This is a genomic window from Martelella mediterranea, from assembly GCF_004342225.1.
GTDB classification, from domain to species: domain Bacteria; phylum Pseudomonadota; class Alphaproteobacteria; order Rhizobiales; family Rhizobiaceae; genus Martelella; species Martelella mediterranea_B.
Genome location: NZ_SMAR01000005.1, coordinates 165,871 through 185,398, shown reverse-complemented (window position 1 = coordinate 185,398; position 19,528 = coordinate 165,871). Strand labels below are relative to the sequence as shown.

The window sequence follows — 19,528 nt, the reverse complement described above, 5'->3', positions numbered from 1 at the left end:
TCGTCATTCTTTCTTTCAGGCAGAGGCTTATTCAGCGACCATTTCACGCACCATTGGCGCAACTTTGGTGCCAAACAGTTCAATTGCGTGCAACAGCTCTTCATGCGGCACCAGCCCGACTGACATCTGAATGATGAAACGGTCAAGGCCGAAAATCTTCGCATGTGTCGCAATCTTCGTCGCCAGCTCTTCAGGCCCGCCGACAAAAAGTGCTCCCTCCGGCCCCATTGAGACATCGAACTGGGCACGGCTCTGCGGCGGCCAACCACGTTCGCGGCCAAGCCGGTCCATCACCGCCTTTTGCGGTTTGAAGAAGATATCGGCCGCCTTCTCGCTTGTGTCGGAAACAAAACCGTGAACGCTGATACCCCGTTTCATTTTCGAAAGGTCATGACCAGCCTGTTCTCCCGCCTGCCGATAGATATCAAACAAGGGTGCAAAACGGCGCGGCTGTCCGCCAAGAATAGCAATGATGAGTGGCAATCCCAAAAAGCCGGCCCGCGCCATGGATTGGGGTGTACCGCCCGCCGCAATCGACACCGGCAACGGATTTTGAAACGGACGCGGATAAACAGCAAGATTGTCGATCGGGGCACGCGTGCGACCTGACCAGCTGACCGTCTCGTTTTCCCGAAGCTTCAAAAGCAGATCGAGCTTTTTCCGAAAACAACTCGTCATAAGCCTCCAGCGGATAACCGAAAAGCGGGAAGGATTCGATGAAAGACCCCCGGCCTGCGATGATCTCAGCACGCCCACCGGAAATCAGGTCCACCGAAGCGAACTGCTGAAACACCCGTACCGGATCATCCGAACTCAGGATCGACACAGCACTTGTCAGACGGATATTCTTTGTGATGGCGGCGGCGGCTGCCAGAATGGTCGATGGCGATGACGCCATATAGTCAACACGGTGATGTTCCCCGATGCCGAAAATATCGAGCCCAACATCATCGGCAAGCTTCACTTCCTGCATAAGGTTCTGCATCCGGCGATGTGCCTCTTCTCCACGGTCGATATCGGTGGATGGATCGACATCGGCGAAGGTGAAGATTCCGAGTTCCATTGCACTATCCTCCTTTATTCGGGCCTGTCCTTCTAAAACGGGCTTTCTGGGCTTGTTAAGATTATATGGCCCGATCCAAGCTCTGTTTCATCCACATGAGCCCCGCCAGGTGGTGAACGCACCGTTCACAGTTTTCAGTTCATCGGATAAAAGCGTCCCCTTTTTGAGACCATGTTGCGCGCATTTTTCTTCTCGCCGGAAATACCGCCATAGCTTATCCCGCGATTGCAAGCGCTGCAGATTGGGCATAACATTTTTGCAAATCAGCAAATGCATCCATGATCCAGCCGGGAGAAAACAACATGGCACGCAGCGTCGTTATTACGGGTTCCACCAGCGGCATCGGGCTTGGAATTGCAGAAGGCTTTGCCAAGGCCGGTGACAACATCGTTCTCAACGGGTTCGGTAAGGAAGAGGATATCAACAAGGCTGTTTCAAAGATCGGCAGCCTCGGTGACGGTTCCGTGATCTACCACCCTGCTGATATGACCAAACCGGACGAGATTGCCGACCTGATTGCCTGCGCAGAGCGCACCTTCGGCAGCCTTGATGTGCTGGTGAACAATGCCGGCGTTCAGTTTGTCAGCCCGATTGAGGATTTCCCGGCTGAAAAATGGGATCAGATCATTGCCATCAACCTGACAAGCTCGTTTCACACAATCCATCATGCTGTTCCGGCGATGAAAAAGAGCGGCAAGGGCCGGATCATCAACGTCGTTTCCGCTCATGGGCTTGTAGCGTCTCCATTCAAATCTGCTTATGTTGCGGCCAAGCACGGCATGATGGGGCTGACCAAAACCGTTGCGCTGGAAGTGGCTGAGCACGGCATTACCGTCAATGCGATCTGCCCGGGCTATGTGCTGACGCCACTGGTGGAAAAGCAAATCCCGGATACAGCCAAGGCACGCGGCATCACGGAAGAAGAGGTGAAACGCGATGTGCTTCTGGCCGCGCAGCCGACGAAGGAATTCGTAACGACGGAAGAGATAGCCTCAGCGGCACTTTACCTTGCCAGTGACAGCGCCAGGCAGGTCACCGGCACACATATTTCGATGGATGGCGGCTGGACCGCCCAATAAACCTGACAAGGGAACATGCATGACGATCCGTTTCATACTGAACGATCGGGAGGTCGCACTCGAAAGACTGTCTCCGACGGCAACGCTTCTCGATTATCTCAGGCTGGAAAAACGCCTGACCGGCTCCAAGGAAGGCTGTGCGGAAGGGGACTGCGGCGCCTGCACGGTGCTGGTTGGCAGGCTGGTGCGCGGACGGCTTGTCTACGAAACCGTGAATGCCTGCATCCGCTTTGTTGCCTCACTGCATGCAACGCACGTGGTTACCATTGAGCACCTCGCCGCAAAGGATGGCGCATTACATCCCGTGCAACAGGCCATGGTGGAGCAAAACGGCTCACAATGCGGCTTCTGCACGCCGGGTATCGTCATGTCTCTGTATGCGCTCTGGATGGAAAACCCTTCACCATCCCGCGCGGCCATTGAGCAGGCGCTGCAGGGCAATCTTTGTCGTTGCACCGGTTACGAGCCCATCATCAAAGCAGCTGAAAAGGCCTCTGAGACAAGCCCTGACACTGCCTTCGATGCAATCGCCCGTGAGCGAGACAGCATCATGAAAAAGCTTGCAAGCTTTAAAACCGGCGAGACAATCACCGTCGGCAATGACAGTGCGCGGGCCGTCATTCCCGGTTCCATTGAAGCACTCTGTCAGGTGCTTCGGGAGTTCCGCGATGCAACCATCGTTGCCGGTTCAACGGATGTCGGATTGTGGGTCACCAAGCAGATGCGCAAGCCCAATCCGGTGGTTTTCATCAACCACCTTGAAGAGCTGCAAACAATCACCGAAACGGACGACAGCACCATCATCGGTGCTGGCGTAACCTATTCAGAGGCCTTGCCGGTTCTTGCGAAAAGTACACCGGCACTCGGCAAACTGATCACCCGGATCGGCGGCGAGCAGGTGCGCAATATGGGCACGATTGGCGGCAACATTGCCAATGGTTCTCCCATCGGCGACACGCCGCCGGCACTGATTGCCCTTGGCGCGCAGCTGACGCTGACTTCGGCAGACGGTACACGAACGATCGCGCTGGAAGATTTCTTTATCGATTATGGCAAGCAGGACCTTCAGCCCGGCGAATTTGTCACCGGCATGATCGTGCCGAAAACAAAGGCTGATATGCATTACGCCGTTTACAAAATATCCAAACGGCGCGAAGAGGATATTTCTGCGCTCTGCGGTGCATTCTGTCTGACGCTTGGAGAAAACAACACGGTCGAAAGGCTGCGCATTGCCTTCGGTGGCATGGCAGCAACCCCTAAGCGCGCGCGCCACGTGGAAGCAGCGCTTGACGGCAAACCCTGGACGGAAGCGACGATCGAGGCGGCCCGCGCGACCTTTGACAGCGACTATCAGCCGCTGACAGACTGGCGCGCAACAAAAGAATACCGGATGCTGGCCGCTAAAAATCTTCTGACACGCTTTTACATGGAAACCGTTGGAACGCCGCAGGAACTCGTTCGTTTTTCGAAAGAGGAGGCCTGATCCATGGATAAACACGCCCATGACAGCTTTCCCTTGAAAGCAGAAATTTCAGGCGGAATGCATAAACCCCGCGCACATGATTCCGCGCATAAGCATGTGTCTGGCACGGCGGAATACATTGATGACATTCCAGAACCTGCGGGCCTTCTGCATATCGGCCTTGGACTTTCCGAACGCGCCCATGCTGAAATCAGCGACATCGACCTTTCCGATGTTGAGGCAGCCGATGGCGTTATCTGCGTCCTGTCGTCCAAAGACATACCCGGTGTCAACGATATCGCCTCGAATGGCTCGGGCGATGAGCCGCTGTTTGCGGAAGACAAGATCGAGTATCACGGCCAGATCATTTTCGCCGTTGTGGCTGAAACCCGAGCGCAGGCACGCGAGGCAGCAAGGCTTGCGAAAATCACTTATCGTGACCTGCCGCACTGGACGAGCGTTCGCGACGCCCTTGCCAATGATGCGCCGAATGTGGTGAAGCCGATGACGCTTCAGCGTGGCAATGCCAGCTCAGCCCTTGAAGCGGCAAAGCACCGGATTACCGCTGAAATGGATGTCGGCGGGCAGGAGCACTTCTATCTGGAAAGCCAGATAGCTCTGGCCATTCCCGGCGAGGACGATGATGTTTCCATCTGGTCTTCCACGCAGCATCCAAGCGAGGTGCAGCATATCGTTGGCCATGTCCTGAATATTCCATCCCATGCAATCACCGTTTATCAGCGACGTATGGGCGGCGGCTTCGGCGGCAAGGAAACGCAGGGCAATTGCTTTGCGGCGATGGCTGCGCTGGCAGCGAAAAAGCTGAACCGGGCCATAAAGGTTCGCCCGGACCGTGATGAAGACATGATCATCACCGGCAAGCGTCACGACCTTGTGGCTTTTTACGATCTCGGTTTTGACGACGATGGGATGATCGAAGCCGTTGACACCACCTTTGCGGCACGATGCGGCTGGTCATCCGATCTTTCCGGACCGGTTACAGACCGGACGCTGTTTCATGCGGATTCTTCCTACTATTTCCCGAATGTGCATCTGACCTCAAGGCCGTTGAAAACGCACACATGTTCCAACACCGCCTATCGCGGTTTTGGTGGTCCGCAGGGCATGATCGTCGGTGAGCGTCTTATCGAAGAAATCGCCTATGCCCTCGGCAAAGATCCGCTCGATATCCGCAAAGCCAATTTTTACGGCCCCAACGGTTCCGGCCGGGAGGTCACCCCATATCATCAGACGGTCGAGGACAATATCCTGCTGCCGATTGTTGAAGGGCTTGAGAAGAGCGCCGATTATCGCGCCCGGCGTGAAGCCATCAAAGAGTTCAACACCAGAAGCCCGGTGATCAAAAAAGGTATCGCGCTGACACCGGTGAAGTTCGGCATTTCCTTCACCATGACGGCCTTCAATCAGGGCGGCGCACTGGTGCACGTTTATCAGGATGGTTCTGTTCAGTTGAACCATGGCGGCACGGAAATGGGACAGGGCCTTTATACCAAGGTATCTCAGGTGGTCGCCGATGTGTTTCAGATTGATCTGGAGCGTGTAAAAATCACCGCAACGACCACCGGAAAAGTGCCGAACACCTCTGCAACGGCAGCTTCTTCCGGCACAGACCTTAATGGTGCTGCGGCCTATAATGCGGCAACCCAGATCAAGAAGCGTTTGATCGCCTTTGCCGCTGAAAACTGGAATGTTGAGCCGTCCGAGATCAAGTTTCTGCCGAACCGTGTTCGCATTGGTGAACAGGAAATTCCTTTCCCGGATCTGATCAAGGCGGCTTATTTGGCCCGGATACAGCTTTCGGCAGCTGGCTTTTACAAGACACCGAAGATCCACTGGGACCGGGAAAAAGGTCGGGGCCGGCCGTTTTACTATTTCGCCTATGGGGCGGCCTGCACCGAAGTCTCCATCGACACACTGACGGGCGAATATCAGATCGACCGGACCGATATCCTTCACGATGTTGGCCGCTCGCTCAACCCGGCAATTGATATCGGCCAGATCGAAGGCGGCTTTGTCCAGGGGATGGGCTGGCTGACGACCGAAGAACTCTGGTGGGACGACAAGGGACGGCTTCGCACCCATGCCCCCTCCACCTACAAGATCCCGCTTGCCTCCGACCGTCCGAAGATCTTCAACGTCGCGCTGGCAGATTTTTCCGTTAACCGTGAAGAGACCATTGGTCGCTCGAAAGCTGTCGGCGAACCGCCTTTCATGCTGGCAATCTCGGTAATCGAAGCCATTTCGATGGCGGTTGCCAGTGTTGCCGATTATCGCTTCTGCCCCCGGCTCGATGCCCCGGCCACGCCGGAACGGGTGCTGATGGCCGTTGAACGGATGAAACGGGCTTAAGCCATGAACGAGGCAAATGCCTTTAAACGCTGGATGGACGATCACCGCCACGCGGTGATCGCAACCATTTCATCGGTGAAAGGCTCGACCCCGCGTGAGGCAGGTGCGTTTATCGCCGTCGCTGAGAAAACGACGTTTGGCACCATCGGCGGCGGGCAGCTGGAATATCTCGCCATCGATCACGCCCGTCAGCTTCTCGCGGGCAAAACCGGTCAGACACGTCTCGACATTCCCCTTGGTCCGGACATTGGGCAGTGCTGTGGTGGCCGGACCGTCATCGACTTTGCATATGCCGATGACATGGCAGTCAATGCTCGTCTTAAAATGATGCAGAGGCAAGCGGCAGCAGCCCCGACGGTCGCCGTCTTCGGTGGCGGTCACGTCGGCAAGGCACTTTGCCAGGCACTCGCCCCCCTGCCCTTCAATGTGCGCCTGATTGAAACCCGCAACGAGGCACTGACAGGGATTCCCGCTGGCATCACGACAAAACTGACGCCGATGCCGGAAGCGGAAATAACCAATCTTCCCGCCGGCAGCGCCGTCGTGATCCTGACCCATGACCATGCGCTCGATTTTCTGATTGCGATGGAAAGCCTCAAACGGGATGCGCTTTGCTATTGCGGCATGATCGGCTCAAGAACCAAGCGCGCCACCTTCCACCGCTATGCAAAAGAAAACGGCATTTCAGAAGAGCAGCTGACAAGGCTCACCATGCCGATTGGCAGTTCTGACGCGCGCGACAAACGTCCCCCGGTGATTGCAGCATTAGTGGCAGCCGAGCTTTTGCATGCAATCCATGCGGCCAATGCCGCAAAAACCGGCAGCCTGCACGAGCATAAGGCAAACCACTGAATAACCCGGATATTTCGGCAGTTGTTTGCAAAACATGCTTTTGTTTTAGCGCAAAATTGAGCATCATCGCCTGAAAGATACAACCGGGGGAATGCATTAATGCTGGATCTGGCCATTTTTGGAGAATGGGCACAATTTGCCGTACGTTGGCTACACGTCGTGACGGCAATCGCGTGGATCGGTTCATCCTTTTACTTTATCGCGCTCGATCTCGGCCTTGTGAAACGTCCGGGGCTGCCGGACGGTGTCTCCGGTGAGGAATGGCAGGTTCACGGTGGCGGTTTCTATAATATTCAGAAATACATGGTTGCACCGGACAACATGCCGGAGCATCTGGTCTGGTTTAAATGGGAATCCTACATGACCTGGGTATCAGGCTTCCTGATGCTCGTTCTGGTTTACTATGGCGGCGCCGACCTTTTTCTGATTAACCGCAGCGTGCTGGATGTATCAGCACCGGTCGCAATCCTGATCTCGCTGGCTTCGCTATCGATTGGCTGGCTTTTTTACCACTATCTCTGCAAGTCACCACTTGGGAAATATACCGTCGGTCTGATGCTTCTGCTTTATGTGCTGCTGGTACTGATGGCATGGGGCTACACCCATCTTTTTACCGGCCGCGCGGCTTTTCTGCATATGGGCGCGTTTACGGCCACGATCATGACAGCGAATGTGTTCTTCGTGATCATCCCGAACCAGAAAATCGTGGTCGCAGACCTGAAAGCCGGACGCACGCCGGACCCGAAACTGGGCAAGGAAGCCAAACAGCGTTCGACACATAACAATTATCTGACCCTGCCGGTCATCTTCTTCATGCTGTCGAACCATTATCCGCTAGCCTTTGCCACCACCTTCAACTGGGTTATCGCGGCACTGGTTTTTCTGATGGGTGTCACGATCCGGCACTATTTCAACACGATGCATGCCCGCAAAGGCCAGCCGAACTGGACATGGGCGCTGACTGCCATCATCTTCATCGTCATCATGTGGTTGTCGACCTCTCCGAAATTCTTTCAGGCAGAAGACCCGGAAATGGCGGTTGCGCCGGCCTTCACAAAATTTTCTGAGGACGCGCATTTCGCCGCAGCCAGGGAAGTGGTTTCAACCCGTTGCTCCATGTGCCACGCCGCAGAGCCGGTCTGGGAGGGCATCCACTGGCCGCCGAACAATGTGCGACTTGAAACAGATGCCGAAATTGCCGCCCGCGCCGGGCAGATCTATTTACAGGCGGGTCGCAGCCATGCCATGCCTCCTGGCAACATCACCAGCATGACACCGGACGAACGCGAAAAACTCGTCGCCTGGTATCAATCGAGCACCAGCAGGAAATCAACGGAATGACGTCACAACGTCTTTTGCGCGGACGACTTTTGTCGTTCACACGCCGCCCGGAGAACATCACAGACACCGAAAGCTACAGCTATGAACATGACGGCGGCCTCCTGATTGAAGGAGGCCGAATTGCTGCGATTGGGCCGTTCGACACGATAAAAGCCAATGCGGACGCCAATGTGGTGGTGACGGACCACCGTCCGCATCTGATCATGCCGGGACTGATCGACGCACATCTGCATTTTCCACAAATGCAGGTCGTTGGTTCTTATGCAGCCAATCTTCTGGAGTGGCTGAACACTTACACTTTTGTCGAAGAACAGCGTTTTGCCGATGCCGAACATGCCGCGCGCATTGCTGTCAGCTTTTTCGACGAAATGATCCGCCACGGCACGACAACCGCCGTCGCCTATTGCTCGGTGCACAAAACCTCGGCTGACGCCTATTTCGCAGAAGCTGAAAAACGCAATATGCGGATGCTTGGTGGCAAGGTGATGATGGACCGCAACGCCCCCGGTCCGCTTACGGACACCCCGCAATCCTCTTACGATGACACCAAAGCGGTGATCGAAAGCTGGCACGGTAAGGGCCGCAGTCACGTGGTTATTTCGCCGCGCTTTGCCATTACCTCAAGCCCTGAACAGATGGAAATGGCCCGAGCGCTGGCTGAAGAATTCCCGGAACTGCACATTCAGACCCACCTTTCTGAAAACACCGCCGAAATTGAACAAGCCTGCGCGCTCTATCCCGAAGCCGCAAATTACACCGATATTTATGCTCGATATGGGCTGTTGCGGGAAAACACACTGCTCGGGCACGCCATTCACTTAAGCGAGGGCGAGCGCGATGTGTTAAGTGAAACCGGTGCTGTTGCGGTTCATTGCCCGACATCCAATCTCTTTCTGGGATCTGGTCTGTTTGCGTTCAAAGACTATGAGGCGCGGGAAAAACCGGTCAGAATTGCCGTCTCGACGGATATTGGCGGCGGCTCCAGCTATTCCATGCTCAAAACGATGGATGAAGCCTACAAGGTTCAGCAATTGCGCGGCAAACGGCTAAATCCGCTCGACAGCTTCTATTACATGACGCTTGGTAACGCTGAAGCGCTGGGTCTTGAAAACGTTATTGGGACACTGGACCCCGGCTCTGATGCCGATGTGGTTGTTCTGAACGCCCACGCCACGCCAGCCATGACCCTCCGGCTCGAAACCATCAGTAACCTGTCGGAAGAGCTGTTCCTGTTACAGACGCTGGGCGATGACCGCGCGATTGCAGAGACCTACATTGCCGGAAATCCTGCCAAGTCCTTGCTTTGATGCCACACCAGGCGCATGACAAACATCAGTTTTTTTTGAGTCGCCTGACTGATGCATTTATGAACGCACTTGGCAGGTTTAAGTTCATATGTGATATAACTCTTCATATTTGATGGGAGGGTCCTGATGTTTTCCGAACCGCTGACAATTGCCGATCTTCAACGCCGCGCCAAATGGCGAGTCCCGAAGATGTTTTACGACTATGCCGATTCCGGCGCGTGGACAGAAAGCACCTATCGCGCCAATGAAAGCGATTTTGGCAAGGTCAAGCTGCGTCAGCGTGTTCTGGTGGACATGACCAATCGTTCGCTGGAAACCACAATGATCGGCGAAAAGGTGTCGATGCCGGTGGCGCTTGCGCCGACCGGTCTGTGCGGTATGCAGCATGCCGATGGTGAAATACTGGCAGCGCAGGCGGCAGAAGCCGCCGGGGTTCCTTTCACGCTTTCCACGATGAGTGTCTGCTCGATTGAAGACGTGGCCGAACACACGACGAAGCCCTTCTGGTTTCAGCTCTATGTGATGAAGGATCGAGACTTTGTCGGCAACCTGATTGACCGTGCGAAGGCTACCGGATGTAGTGCGCTGGTACTGACGCTCGACCTGCAGATTCTGGGTCAGCGCCACAAGGACCTCATCAATGGCCTTTCCACACCGCCTAAATTCACGCCCAAACACGTCTGGCAGGTTGCAACCCGCCCCTTCTGGGCCCTGGAAATGTTGCAAACCAAACGCCATACCTTCCGCAACATCGCCGGACACGCCAAGGGTGTTTCAGATCTTTCGTCACTTTCAGTCTGGACGGCAGAACAGTTTGACCCGAAGCTCTCATGGGATGATGTCGTCTGGATCAAGGAGCGCTGGGGCGGCAAACTCATCCTGAAAGGTATTCTGGATGCCGAGGATGCGAAGATGGCAGCCAGGACCGGCGCCGATGCCATCATCGTTTCCAACCATGGTGGCCGCCAGTTGGATGGCGCGCGGTCTTCCATCTCGGTGCTGCCTGAAATCGTTGATGCCGTTGGCAGCGAGATCGAAATTCATATGGATGGTGGCATTCGCTCCGGGCAGGATGTTCTGAAGGCCAAGGCCCTTGGCGCGCAGGGCGTTTATATTGGCCGTCCGTTCCTTTATGGGCTCGGCGCAATGGGTAAAAAGGGCGTCACCAGAGCGCTGGACATCATCCGCAAGGAGCTGGATACCACGATGGCGCTTTGCGGCGAGCGTAATATCAACGAGATCGGCCACCAGATTATCGCAAAAGCGGATTTCGACTGACCTCGGACATCTCTGCAGGTGAACGGGTTTGCAGGGATATTACTGGTTCCGGCAGGTTTGAACAGATCAGAAAGCTCCCCCGCGGGACTGGGAAAACCGGTCTTTTGCGGCCTTTGACATGTATCATTCGTTCTGCCCCGGCAAGATGAAATACCTACCTGCATTGATCAACAAATCGTGCGTCCCCAGATCGCGACCTACGCGTTAGGAACTTCACGAAACTGGGCACCAAATATGCCGGGGAATGATTTTCGCTTGCAACAAGTCCGCCCGATTGCGTAAATATCCCCTCTAATATAGCTCAATCGATTGAGCTGTTTTTTGTCGCTACTTTTACATCAAGCAAGGCGATCTCAGTCAATTCAGGGGTGAATATACATGAAGAAAGCGCTATTACTGTCGGCCTGCATGGGGCTGATTTTGAGCACGCAGGCGCTCGCTGCGAATCCTGGTCCGGACGAAACGCTGTCCGACAATCAGAAGCTGACCTACTGGCTTCTCGATGCCAATAAAACCAAAGACCCGCAGAAAAATAGCGACGTCGAAGGCTCACACATCGCGCGTCAGCTTTTTGAAGGCCTGTTTAATCAGACCAATGAAGGTGAGCTGGTTCCCGGCGCAGCTCTCAGCTACGACGTTTCTGACGATCAGACCGTCTACACTTTCCACCTTCGTCCCGAGGCAAAGTGGTCAAATGGCGATCCCGTTACCGCGAATGACTTTGTTTATGCCTGGCAGCGCCTTGTCGATCCGGCAACGGCATCGACCTATGCCTGGTATGAAGAACTGATGAATGTGAAGAACTCGTCGGCCATCATTGCTGGCGACCTGCCAGCCTCAGAGCTGGGCGTTAAGGCCGTCGATGACCACACGTTTGAAGTCACGCTTGAAAGCCCGATTCCCTATTTCATCAAGATGACAACCCATACATCGACCTTCCCGGTCAACAAGGCCGTTGTCGAAGAATATGGTGAGCAGTGGACGCTGCCCGGCAATCTCGTCGGCAATGGCGCTTACAAGCTGACGGAAGACAAGCTCGGTCAGGATATCACCCTTGAGAAGAACCCCTATTACTGGGACAGTGACAACACCGTCATCGACACGATCAACTTCCTTGCGGTCAATGACAAGAATCAGGCGCTTAATCGCTACCTCGCCGGAGAGTTTGATTATGTCGAACTGCCAGCCGGTCAGTTCCCGCGTCTGAAGGAAGAATATCCGGATCAGGCCCATTCCGTGCCGCGCTCCTGCACCTATGCCTACCTCTTCAACCTTTCTGATAAAGGCCCCGAAGCACTGAAGGACGTGCGCGTTCGCAAGGCGCTGTCTTATGCGATGAACCGTGATGTTGTCGTCAACAACATTACCCGCGGCGGCCAGAAGCCTGCATATAGCTGGACCTATTATGCAACGGCTGACTTTGATCCGCCGGTCACAGATTATTCTCAGTGGGACCAGAAAGAGCGCAATGAAAAGGCGGTCGAGCTTCTGAAGGAAGCCGGTTACGACAAAAACAACCCGCTTGAGCTGACACTTTCCTACAACACGTCAGATGACCACAAGAAGATCGCGATTGCTGCACAGCAGTTCTGGAAGGCCATCGGCGTCAACGTCACGCTGAACAATACCGAGTGGAAGGTTTATCTGGATAACCTGAAAAACAAGGAATTCGACATCGGCCGCTATGCATGGTGCGGCGACTATGACGAAGCCTCCACCTATCTCGACTATTTCCGTTCAGGCGGCATGAATTATGGCGGCTTTTCGAGTGACGAATACGACGCTGCGATGAAGGCCTCCCTGACGGCAGAAGATCCGGCTGCCGATTACGACAAGGCCGAACAGATTCTTGCGGAAGAAATGCCGCTGGTCCCGATCTATTTCTATGCAACGCCCGTTATGGTGCCTGCCGACGTCAAGGGGCTGCCGGTCGAAAATGTCCTGCAGAACTGGTACGGCAAAGACCTTTACAGGACTGCTGAATAAGATCGTCTTTTCGCTCGAAGGGTGGCTTACGAGCCACCCTTTTCCCGGCAACCCGGAGTTCATCTCTGCCGCAACCGCGCTGAATGCCTGAATACGAAAACCGTACCGAGCCTTCAGGAAAGCGGAAGCCCGAGTAAAGCCGCACCATGACCGGTTACATCATCAAGCGCCTTTTTGTGGCGATCCCGACGATTCTTTTGCTCGTCGTTTTTTCCTTTTTCCTTATGCATGCCGCCCCCGGTGGACCGTTTTCATCCGAACGGGCACTCCCGCCTGAGGTTATTGCCAACATCAATGCGAAATATGGTCTCGATCAGCCCCTCTGGAAACAGTTGATCGACTATATCTGGGGCATCGTTGCCCATTTTGATTTTGGCCCGTCCTTTGTTTATCCCGACCAGACTGTGAACGCGATTATTTCGCAGGGTTTCCCGGTCACACTAACCTATGGGACTATCTCTGCTGTTCTGGCCGTGCTCGTTGGCGTTACGTTGGGCATCGTTGCCGCTGTGCGCCATAACAGCTGGATTGACAGTCTTGCCGTGGGTGTTTCCGTGGGCGCTCAGGTGCTGCCGAACTTCGTGATGGCGCCAATTCTCGTTCTGGTTTTCACGCTGTGGCTTGGCTGGCTGCCCGGCGGCGGATGGGAAGGCCTGGATCATCCGGCCTATATCATTATGCCAGTCATCGCTCTGGCCACCTCCTACATGGCTTCGATTGCGCGCATTACGCGCTCTTCAATGCTGGAAGTGATGAATTCGAACCATATCCGCACCGCCAAAGCCAAGGGCCTGCCGATGCGACGGATTGTGATGCGCCACGCACTGAAGCCGACACTGCTGCCTGTGATTTCGTTTCTGGGCCCGGCATTTGTTGGCATGATCACCGGCTCGGTGGTGATCGATATGTATTTTTCGACCGGCGGTATCGGAAAATTCTTCGTCGATTCCGCGCTCAACCGTGACTATGCCGTGATGATGGGCATTACCATTCTTCTCGGCACGCTCACCATCCTGTTCAATCTTGTCGTCGATATCCTTTACGCATGGATCGACCCGAAAATCAGGTACTGAGCCATGCTGATCGAAAAACAGAAAATGGAAAGCCTCTCCGAGGCGATGAATGAGGAAGCGGAAAAGGGCAGATCGCCCTGGGCGGATGCGCGTGTTCGTTTCTTTAAAAACCGGCAGGCCGTTATCGGCCTCTGTCTGCTCATCTTCGTTCTCGCCTTTGCAATTTTCGGACCGTTCATTGCCCGCTGGCCAATTGATGAGATCGACTTCATGGTCATGGGCGATATTGCCCGCGATGGCGGACCTTCCTTTGCAAATGGCCATTATTTCGGCACGGACGATCTGGGGCGCGACCTGTTCGCGCGCACCGTCCTCGGCACCCAGATTTCGCTGGCAGTCGGCCTAATTGGCGCGGCCATTGCCGTGCTGGTCGGCACAGTCTACGGCGCAGCCTCGGGCTTTTTTGGCGGCCGCACCGATAACGTCATGATGCGGATCGTCGATATCCTGCTCGCTATTCCCTATATGTTCGTTCTGATCCTGCTTCTGGTGATGTTCGGACGATCTCTGGTTTTGCTGTTTGTCGGCATCGGCCTTCTTTCATGGCTGGAGATGAGTCGGATCGTGCGCGGTCAGACGCTCAGCCTCAAAGGCCGAGAGTATATCGAAGCCGCGCGCGCCACCGGCGTTCCTTCAGCCACGATCATTCGCCGCCATATCGTGCCGAACCTCCTCGGGGTGGTTATTGTTTACGCAACATTGCTCGTGCCGGGTATGATCCTGCAGGAAAGTTTCATTTCCTTCCTCGGCCTCGGTGTTCAGGAACCGCTGACCAGTCTCGGCGCACTGATCTCCGAAGGGGCGGCAACCATGAATTACGGCACGCTGTGGCAGCTGATCTTCCCGTTATTCTTCTTCATCGTCACGCTTTTTTCATTCTTCTTTCTTGGAGATGGACTGCGTGATGCACTCGATCCGAAGGACCGCTGACATGTCTCTTCTCCAGGTCAGAAACTTAGGTGTTGAGTTCGAAACAAATGCCGGCCCAGTCTTCGCTGTCCGTGGTGTCGATATGAACCTAGACCGCGGCGAAACACTGGCGATCGTTGGCGAAAGCGGCTCTGGCAAAAGCCAGGCTGTATTCGCCATGATGGGTCTTTTGGCGGCCAATGGCCGGGCCAGCGGCTCAGTCAAATTCGATGGCACCGAGATTCTCAATGCCCCGCCCAAGGTGCTGAACCCGATCCGGGCAAACCGGATGGCAATCATCTTTCAGGATCCGATGACCTCGCTGAACCCTTACATGCGGGTTTCAGAGCAGATGATCGAGGTTTTGAAGCTGCATAAGGGTATGGGCAAACGTGAGGCTATGGCCGAATGCGTGCGCATGCTGGATGCCGTTAAAATTCCGGATGCAAAATCACGCGTCAATCTCTACCCGCATGAGTTTTCCGGTGGCATGCGCCAGCGCGTGATGATCGCCATGGCGCTGCTCTGTCGCCCCGATATGCTGATCGCAGATGAGCCAACCACCGCGCTTGACGTGACGGTACAGGCCCAGATCATGCGGCTTCTGGCGGACCTGCAGCGCGATTTTGGCATGGCGCTCATTCTGATCACACACGACCTTGGTGTCGTTGCGGGATCGGCAGAGCGCGTTATCGTCATGTATGGTGGGCAAGTCATGGAAAAGGGCCCGGTGGGCGAAATGTTTCAGACGCCGAGCCACCCTTATACGCGTGGCCTGTTGTCCTCTATTCCCCGAGTCGATCAGCGCGAAGACCAGCTTCGCTCTATCCCGGGCAATCCGCCCAACATGGCAAAACAGCAGGCGGGCTGCCCCTTTGCGCCGCGCTGTGATTTTGCCGGCGAAGACTGCCTGACCCACCTTGATGCGCTGACCGGATTTGCACCGGGTCGTGAACGCGCCTGCAACCGCCCGGCGGAGCAGGTTATGGGAGCACCGGCATGAAAAACGATGTGCTTTTGAAAGCGGAAGATATCCGCGTCACCTTTGAAATTCATCGCTCCGGAGCCATGCCATGGGAAGAACCGCAGGCACTTCACGCTGTTAATGGCGTGAATTTCGAATTACGGCCCGGCGAGACACTCGGTGTCGTCGGTGAATCGGGCTGCGGCAAATCCACACTTGCCCGCGCTGTGATCCGCATGGTGCCAGCCACTGGCAAGGCCATCTTTGAAGGCGACACCGATATCCTGAAGCTTTCTCCGAAAGAAATGCTGCGATACCGCGCCGATATCCAGATGATTTTCCAGGATCCTCTGGCCAGTCTCAATCCGCGCATGCAGGTTGGCGACATTATCGCCGAGCCTCTGAAAACACACCAGAAGGGCCTATCGAAAGCCGAGGTTCGCGAGCGTGTTCAGGAAATGATGAGCCGCGTCGGCCTGCTTCCCAACCAGATCAACCGCTACCCGCACGAGTTTTCAGGCGGACAATGCCAGCGCATCGGCATCGCCCGCGCCCTCATCGTGCGGCCGAAGCTGATCATCTGCGATGAGCCGGTATCAGCGCTTGATGTGTCAATCCAGGCGCAAGTCATCAATCTTCTGGTCGAGCTGCAACGCGAACTCGGCCTTGCACTGATGTTCATTGCGCATGACCTATCGGTGGTGAAACATATCTCGACACGGGTCATGGTGCTTTATCTTGGTCGGGTGATGGAGATTGCTTCCAGCGATACGCTGTATGAAAACCCGCAGCACCCTTATACGCAGGCGCTGCTTTCTGCTGTTCCGATCCCCGATCCTGAAATCGAGCGAAGCAAAACAGTGTTGCCGATTGAGGGTGACCTTCCAAGCCCGCTTAATCCGCCGTCAGGCTGTGTATTCCGCACCCGCTGCCCGCGCGCGACTGCGCTCTGTGCCGAAAAGGAACCACCGCTTGAGCCGGCGGCAACCAGCGATGCAGCACATCGTGTGGCCTGCCATTATCCCGGCGCTCCGGCTGAGTGAAAAATTAAAATTGACCAGCAAGGCGGGGCCAGTTCCCGCCTTTATCAGCTGTAAAAATCGACGATCCGCTTGCCGTTGAAATTCGTGACAGCAAACGGCGTATCGAAAATCCGCTCCAGCATCGCTTCCTCGATGATTTCGTCCGGTGTGCCTTCTGCGGCGATGCGGCCATTTTGCATGGCAACGATACGATCTGAGTATGCAGATGCGAAATTCAGATCATGCACAACCAAAACCACAGTTTTGCCGAAGTCCCGCGCCATGCGGCGAATGAGCTTCATGGTTGAAACAGCGTGCTTGACGTCAAGATTGTTCAGTGGCTCGTCAAATAAGACACATTCCGTGTCCTGAGCCAGAACCATGGCAAAGAAGGCGCGCTGACGCTGACCACCTGAAAGCTGATCCAGGAACCGGTCTGTAAAAGCGCCGAGATCAGTGAAGGCGATGGCCTCATCAATGTGTTTTTCATCTTCTGCCGTCAGGCGCCCGCGCGAATATGGAAATCTGCCGAAACCGACAAGATCGCGCACCGTCAGTCTCGCCGCAATGTGGTTTTCCTGCCGCATGATCGAGAGTTTACGTGCAAGCACATGGTCGGCCGTTTGCGATACATCCAGCCCGCCAACAGAAACCGTTCCACTATCAGCTTTCAGCAACCGGCTGACGACTGCAAGCAACGTTGATTTGCCAGCACCATTCGGTCCGACAATGCTGGTCAGGCCACCTTCCGGAATTGTAAGCGAAACATTGTCGAGGACTTTCGTCGTGCCATACGCTTTATTGATCTGACGAACTTCGATCATCTGGCCTTTCCCCGCAACAACAAAGCAATGAAGAAGATACCACCGGCAAACTCGATAATGATGGAAAGCGCCGTACTGAAAGAAAAGATGCGCTCCAGAATTGTTTGCCCACCCACCAGTGCGATTACCGACATGAGAACCGCGGCGGGCAAAACCAGCCGATGCCGGCCACCGGGCATAACGATATAGGCAAGGTTTGCCACCAACAGGCCGAAAAAAGTGACCGGCCCGACAAGCGCGGTAGAGACTGACACCAGGATGGTGACCACAAACAGCGTTATTGTTACGACACGCGCATGTGAAACACCAAGCCCGATGGCTGTCTCACGGCCTGTCAACATCACATCAAGCTCCGGCAAAAGCCGCCACGCCAGCAGCGAAACAGCCAGAATAATGATCGCGGAGATGCCAAGAAGGTCGGTGTTCACGGTATTGAAGCTGGCAAAGAAACGATCCTGCAGCACGACAAAATCCGTTGGGTCAATCAACCGCTGCATGAAGGCTGACAGGCTGCGAAACAGTCCACCGAAAAGAATACCGACCAGCATAACCAGATGAATGCTGCGTGTGGCGCCGGAAAACAACCAGCGAAAGAGGATCAGAGCAAAGCCGGTCATCGCCACGGTTTCGATTATGAACATCAAACGCGGGTCGACCGCGTTCAGCCCGCTGGCCCCCAGTACAAAGACGAATGCCGTTTGCAATAACAGGTAGAGCGCATCAAACCCCATGATGGAAGGCGTCAGAATACGATTGCCAACCACGGTCTGAAACAGAACCGTGGATACCGCGATCGCGTAGGCCACCAGCAAAAGTGACGCCAGTTTGACGCCACGAAAGCTGAGCACAAAAGCCCATGAACCTCTGGCCCCCAGCGTCATAAACGCAATTATGCAAAGCACAGATAAGCCAGCCAGAACCAGCAGGATCATGTTTGCTCTTCGTTGATGAATATCAGCGTGCATGCGCCTCCTGCCTTAAAAGGAGGTACAGGAAGATCGCGGAACCGAAAACGCCCATCATCGTGCCAACCGGAATTTCATATGGGGCGATGATGATCCGCCCAAGAATATCGCAGGCAAGCACCAGCATGGCACCGCTATAGGCAATCCAGGGCAGCGTCCTGCGTAAGTTGTCGCCCATGACAAGGCTGATCACATTCGGAACGATCAGCCCCACAAATGGTATCGACCCGACTGTCACCACGACCGAGGCAGAAATCAGCGACACAATGGAAAGTCCTGTCAGCATCGCACGGCGATAATTAAGCCCCGAGGAAACAGCGACGGCTTCTCCCAGTCCGGCCAATGTGAACTTCGCAGCCGTCCAGTAGGCCAGCACACCAAGCGCCATTGAAATCCACAAAAGCTCGTAACGGCCCCGCAGCACCATGGAAAAATCACCATTCGTCCATGCGCTGAGAGACTGAATAAGATCATACCGGTAGGCGATAAAACTTGTAACGGCACTGATCACACCACCGAGCATGATTCCGGTGAGCGGCACCATCAAGACCGACCGTGCCGGGATCTGCCGCACAAGCCTGAGGAACAATCCGGTTCCGGCCATGGCGAAGACGGCCGCCAGCGCCATTTTCCCCATCACTGGCATCGATGGAAAAACCAGCATGGCTGTCAGCATTCCAAGGGCTGCGGATTCCGACGTGCCTGCCGTTGATGGTTCGACGAAACGATTTTGTGCCAGCATCTGCATGATCGTTCCGGCAATCGCCAGACCACTGCCCGCCAGCACAAGCGCAATTGTGCGCGGCAGGCGGCTGGCGAAAAGTACCAGCGCTGTTTCCCGCGATCCATCATCCCTGAAAAGGGAGCCAAGATCGAGTGAAGTCACGCCCGTCATAAGGCTGGCGAGGACAAGAAAAACACAAAGGCAAACAGCGGAGAAAATGCGGATCATAAGGGTCAACTTTTCATCAGCCTGACTTATGAAGCGGAAGCTTTCCTGAGGTCAAGAGCCGACCATGATGCGATCACGCCG

The 19,528-nt window shown here is 55.1% G+C and carries 15 protein-coding genes and 1 pseudogene; 12 read left to right on the top strand and 4 right to left on the bottom strand.

Annotated elements, in window-relative coordinates:
• Positions 1 to 27 precede the first annotated feature (27 nt).
• Positions 28 to 1,063, bottom strand: a pseudogene (locus EDC90_RS05575) (LLM class flavin-dependent oxidoreductase).
• A gap of 302 nt (positions 1,064 to 1,365) precedes the next feature.
• Here EDC90_RS05575 and EDC90_RS05570 point away from each other — a divergent pair.
• From EDC90_RS05570 to EDC90_RS05515, 12 genes are all read left to right on the top strand, one after another.
• Entirely contained in the window at positions 1,366 to 2,142 is a 777-nt protein-coding gene (locus EDC90_RS05570) for a 3-hydroxybutyrate dehydrogenase (protein ID WP_132309414.1), read from the top strand.
• Positions 2,143 to 2,161: 19 nt separating this feature from the next.
• Positions 2,162 to 3,625 (top strand): xanthine dehydrogenase small subunit, encoded by a 1,464-nt coding sequence (gene xdhA, locus EDC90_RS05565; RefSeq protein WP_132309412.1) that lies wholly within the window; start codon positions 2,162 to 2,164, stop codon positions 3,623 to 3,625.
• Positions 3,626 to 3,628: 3 nt separating this feature from the next.
• Positions 3,629 to 5,974 carry a xanthine dehydrogenase molybdopterin binding subunit gene (xdhB, locus tag EDC90_RS05560; RefSeq protein ID WP_132309410.1) on the top strand — a complete coding sequence of 782 codons (2,346 nt, stop codon included), beginning with the start codon at positions 3,629 to 3,631 and terminating at the stop codon, positions 5,972 to 5,974.
• 3 nt (positions 5,975 to 5,977) lie between these two features.
• Positions 5,978 to 6,826, top strand: coding sequence for a xanthine dehydrogenase accessory protein XdhC (gene xdhC, locus EDC90_RS05555; RefSeq protein WP_132309408.1), 849 nt, complete (start codon positions 5,978 to 5,980; stop codon positions 6,824 to 6,826).
• A gap of 99 nt (positions 6,827 to 6,925) precedes the next feature.
• Positions 6,926 to 8,167 carry a urate hydroxylase PuuD gene (locus tag EDC90_RS05550; RefSeq protein ID WP_132309406.1) on the top strand — a complete coding sequence of 414 codons (1,242 nt, stop codon included), beginning with the start codon at positions 6,926 to 6,928 and terminating at the stop codon, positions 8,165 to 8,167.
• Positions 8,164 to 9,474, top strand: coding sequence for a guanine deaminase (gene guaD / locus EDC90_RS05545; protein WP_132309404.1), 1,311 nt, complete (start codon positions 8,164 to 8,166; stop codon positions 9,472 to 9,474). The genes EDC90_RS05550 and guaD overlap by 4 nt, the downstream gene beginning before the upstream one ends.
• A 126-nt stretch (positions 9,475 to 9,600) precedes the next feature.
• Positions 9,601 to 10,752, top strand: coding sequence for an alpha-hydroxy acid oxidase (locus tag EDC90_RS05540; protein ID WP_132309402.1), 1,152 nt, complete (start codon positions 9,601 to 9,603; stop codon positions 10,750 to 10,752).
• A 378-nt stretch (positions 10,753 to 11,130) separates the two neighbouring features.
• On the top strand, positions 11,131 to 12,738 hold the full coding sequence (locus EDC90_RS05535; RefSeq protein WP_132309400.1) for a peptide ABC transporter substrate-binding protein: 1,608 nt from the start codon (positions 11,131 to 11,133) through the stop codon (positions 12,736 to 12,738).
• Between the two features lie 146 nt (positions 12,739 to 12,884).
• A complete protein-coding gene (gene oppB / locus EDC90_RS05530) occupies positions 12,885 to 13,811 on the top strand; it encodes an oligopeptide ABC transporter permease OppB (protein WP_132309398.1) in 927 nt (308 codons plus the stop codon).
• 3 nt (positions 13,812 to 13,814) lie between these two features.
• Positions 13,815 to 14,741, top strand: a complete 927-nt coding sequence (locus tag EDC90_RS05525) for an ABC transporter permease subunit (RefSeq protein WP_132309396.1) — start codon at positions 13,815 to 13,817, stop codon at positions 14,739 to 14,741.
• A 1-nt stretch (position 14,742) separates the two neighbouring features.
• Complete coding sequence (locus EDC90_RS05520) at positions 14,743 to 15,723, top strand: oligopeptide/dipeptide ABC transporter ATP-binding protein (protein ID WP_132309394.1); 981 nt, start codon at positions 14,743 to 14,745, stop codon at positions 15,721 to 15,723.
• Positions 15,720 to 16,727 carry an ABC transporter ATP-binding protein gene (locus EDC90_RS05515; protein ID WP_132309392.1) on the top strand — a complete coding sequence of 336 codons (1,008 nt, stop codon included), beginning with the start codon at positions 15,720 to 15,722 and terminating at the stop codon, positions 16,725 to 16,727. Before EDC90_RS05520 ends, EDC90_RS05515 begins: the two co-directional genes overlap by 4 nt.
• A gap of 44 nt (positions 16,728 to 16,771) precedes the next feature.
• Here the strand turns inward: EDC90_RS05515 and EDC90_RS05510 are convergent, their stop codons facing one another.
• The 3 genes from EDC90_RS05510 to EDC90_RS05500 are packed head-to-tail and all read right to left on the bottom strand — an operon-like array spanning position 16,772 to position 19,447.
• Positions 16,772 to 17,530, bottom strand: coding sequence for an iron ABC transporter ATP-binding protein (locus EDC90_RS05510; RefSeq protein ID WP_132309390.1), 759 nt, complete (start codon positions 17,528 to 17,530; stop codon positions 16,772 to 16,774).
• A complete protein-coding gene (locus EDC90_RS05505; RefSeq protein WP_207903851.1) occupies positions 17,527 to 18,483 on the bottom strand; it encodes an iron chelate uptake ABC transporter family permease subunit in 957 nt (318 codons plus the stop codon). The genes EDC90_RS05510 and EDC90_RS05505 overlap by 4 nt, the downstream gene beginning before the upstream one ends.
• A 1-nt stretch (position 18,484) precedes the next feature.
• Complete coding sequence (locus EDC90_RS05500) at positions 18,485 to 19,447, bottom strand: ABC transporter permease (protein ID WP_132309462.1); 963 nt, start codon at positions 19,445 to 19,447, stop codon at positions 18,485 to 18,487.
• Between the last annotated feature and the right edge of the window lie 81 nt (positions 19,448 to 19,528).

Excerpts from the sequence above, each read along its gene's own strand:
- EDC90_RS05570 (WP_132309414.1), top strand. The coding sequence starts at position 1,366 with ATGGCACGCAGCGTCGTTATTACGGGTTCCACCAGCGGCATCGGGCTT.
- xdhA (WP_132309412.1), top strand. The coding sequence starts at position 2,162 with ATGACGATCCGTTTCATACTGAACGATCGGGAGGTCGCACTCGAAAGA.
- xdhB (WP_132309410.1), top strand. The coding sequence starts at position 3,629 with ATGGATAAACACGCCCATGACAGCTTTCCCTTGAAAGCAGAAATTTCA.
- xdhC (WP_132309408.1), top strand. The coding sequence starts at position 5,978 with ATGAACGAGGCAAATGCCTTTAAACGCTGGATGGACGATCACCGCCAC.
- EDC90_RS05550 (WP_132309406.1), top strand. The coding sequence starts at position 6,926 with ATGCTGGATCTGGCCATTTTTGGAGAATGGGCACAATTTGCCGTACGT.
- guaD (WP_132309404.1), top strand. The coding sequence starts at position 8,164 with ATGACGTCACAACGTCTTTTGCGCGGACGACTTTTGTCGTTCACACGC.
- EDC90_RS05540 (WP_132309402.1), top strand. The coding sequence starts at position 9,601 with ATGTTTTCCGAACCGCTGACAATTGCCGATCTTCAACGCCGCGCCAAA.
- EDC90_RS05535 (WP_132309400.1), top strand. The coding sequence starts at position 11,131 with ATGAAGAAAGCGCTATTACTGTCGGCCTGCATGGGGCTGATTTTGAGC.
- oppB (WP_132309398.1), top strand. The coding sequence starts at position 12,885 with ATGACCGGTTACATCATCAAGCGCCTTTTTGTGGCGATCCCGACGATT.
- EDC90_RS05525 (WP_132309396.1), top strand. The coding sequence starts at position 13,815 with ATGCTGATCGAAAAACAGAAAATGGAAAGCCTCTCCGAGGCGATGAAT.
- EDC90_RS05520 (WP_132309394.1), top strand. The coding sequence starts at position 14,743 with ATGTCTCTTCTCCAGGTCAGAAACTTAGGTGTTGAGTTCGAAACAAAT.
- EDC90_RS05515 (WP_132309392.1), top strand. The coding sequence starts at position 15,720 with ATGAAAAACGATGTGCTTTTGAAAGCGGAAGATATCCGCGTCACCTTT.
- EDC90_RS05510 (WP_132309390.1), bottom strand. The coding sequence starts at position 17,530 with ATGATCGAAGTTCGTCAGATCAATAAAGCGTATGGCACGACGAAAGTC.
- EDC90_RS05500 (WP_132309462.1), bottom strand. The coding sequence starts at position 19,447 with ATGATCCGCATTTTCTCCGCTGTTTGCCTTTGTGTTTTTCTTGTCCTC.